Origin of the sequence: Wenzhouxiangella sp. XN79A, assembly GCF_012272825.1 — a bacterium.
Taxonomy (GTDB): domain Bacteria; phylum Pseudomonadota; class Gammaproteobacteria; order Xanthomonadales; family Wenzhouxiangellaceae.
The window spans coordinates 53,919-55,957 of sequence record NZ_JAAWWS010000167.1 but is presented as its reverse complement, the minus strand read 5'-3'; the positions used below and the strand labels follow the sequence as shown (position 1 = coordinate 55,957).

The 2,039-nt window shown below is 66.4% G+C and carries 1 protein-coding gene; it reads left to right on the top strand.

The window, feature by feature from the left end; genetic code table 11:
• The first annotated feature begins 554 nt into the window (after positions 1-554).
• Positions 555-1,667: an alpha/beta hydrolase gene (locus HFP89_RS14865; protein ID WP_168718461.1), complete on the top strand. Its 1,113-nt coding sequence runs from the start codon at positions 555-557 to the stop codon at positions 1,665-1,667.
• Positions 1,668-2,039: the final 372 nt, after the last annotated feature.

The following is a 2,039-nucleotide window of genomic DNA, read 5'->3' as shown; positions in this document are numbered from 1 at the left end:
AGCCGGAACCCGGGACCTCGTGACGCAATCGCCCGTCAGAACCCTGGCGCCAGCCCAGGGAGATCCCGGGTTCGCCTTCGGCGCCCCGGGATGACCGTGAAGTAGAAACGGCGCCCCGGAATTACGGTGAAGTAGAAAGGGCGCCCCGGAACGACCGTGAAGTAGGTGCGGCACCCCGATTCCCCGTTCTCGGCCCGTTCTCGGCTCCCCGCTCCCCGCTCCCCACTCCCCGTTCCCCGTTCCCCGCTCCCCGCTCCCCGCTCCCCGCTCCCCGCTCCCCGCTCCCCGCTCCCCACTCCCCGCTCCCCGCTCCCCCCCACACCGCCACTGCCCCGCCGCTGCCTTCCCTTAAACCTGAACCCTGAACCCTGAACCCTGAACCCTGAAACCCTTCTTCCCCCAGCTCACCCCACCCCGCGCCCCGCCGCTGCCTTCCACTGAAAACTGAAAACTGAAAACTGTTCACTGTCAACTGTTCACTCCCCCCTAAAAACTTCCCCCTCCCTTTTTTGCTAACGTATCGAAAGCTTTGGCGAGCAGATAGGGAGACCCCCATGTACATCATCACCAACCGCAACTTCCGCAAGTACCGCAACTCCGACCTCTACACCCTGACCGACGACCCCAACCCCAACGGTTCGAAGGAGCTCCGGCTGTTCGAGGCCACTCCGCGCGACGCCGCGGGCGGGAAGTGGGACATCCACATCATTCCCGACCGGCCCGAGGAGGCCGAGTTCGAGGGCCTGGACACGGATTTCATCCGGCCCTGGAACCGTCGCCGGGTGGGCTCCGACCTGGTCGCCGCGCGCCTCATCCCGAAGCTGCGCGAGAGCGGCCGCAACCTGGTGCTGTTCATCCACGGCTACAACACCACCATCGAAGACGCGCTGAACCGCGCCCGGCGGATGGAGCAGGTGTACGACGTGGAGGTGCTGGTGTTCAGCTGGCCGTCGAACGGCGGCGGCGACAGCGCGCTGGAAGAGTTGCACGGCGTGGCGAGCTACCTTTCCGACAAGTCCGACGCCCGCGAGTCGGTCGGCGCGCTGGACCGCGCCCTGTGGCGCATGAACGCCCTGCTGCAGGACCTGAACGCCGGCGTGTTCGACGCCGCCCGCGACCATGCCCGGGCTTCGAGGCCCGACAGCCGGGACGAAGAGCGCCGGCTGCTGGCCAACTACCTGCGCGAACACGCCTGCCCGTTCAACATCTCGCTGATTGCCCACAGCATGGGCAACTACCTGTACAAGAAACTGCTGACCAGCTCCAGCGAGCGGCTGTCCTGCGCCTGCACCTTCGACAACGTCATCCTGAAGGCCGCCGACACCAACCACCACGACCACGCCGAGTGGGTGCAGCGCATCCGTGCCCGCAAGCGCGTCTACATCCTCATCAACCAGGACGACAGCGCGCTGGGGCTTTCGAACCTGAAGATCGGCGAAGCCCAGAAACCCCGCCTGGGCGCCACCATCGCCCAGCAGAACGCCCACAACGCCGCCTACATCGACCTGACCGGCACCCTGGACCGCGAGCACAGCTACTTCGACAACCAGGACACGAAACGCACCGTCCCCAACCTCGAACCCGTCATGCGCGAACTGCTGAACGGCCGCATCGCCCACCGCGACCTGCCCTACGAAGTCGGAACCAACACCTACCGGCTGGATTGACGCCTCGTTCCTCGGTTCGTTTTTTGTGCCTACTCCTCCGTCATCCCGGGGCGCCGCAGGCAAACCCGGGAACGAAATCGCAACAGGTGATCGGGGGCGGTTTCGCTGCTTTTCCTGTTGGAGGCCGCTTGCGGGCGAAGGTCGGCCCCTACCTCGTTCGCGCGCAAGCGCCCTCCGACAGGTGATCGGGATGGGCGCTCGATCGAAGGCCTGTGGGAGGCCGGCGTTGCCGGGCGAAGGGTTGCCCGACCGGTTCGCGCGGAATCCGCCCTCCCACAGTCGAAACCGACGGAGCACCCCTCTACGCCTCCGTCATCCCGGGGCGCCGCAGGCAAACCCGGGAACGAAATCGCAACAGGTGATCGGGGGCGG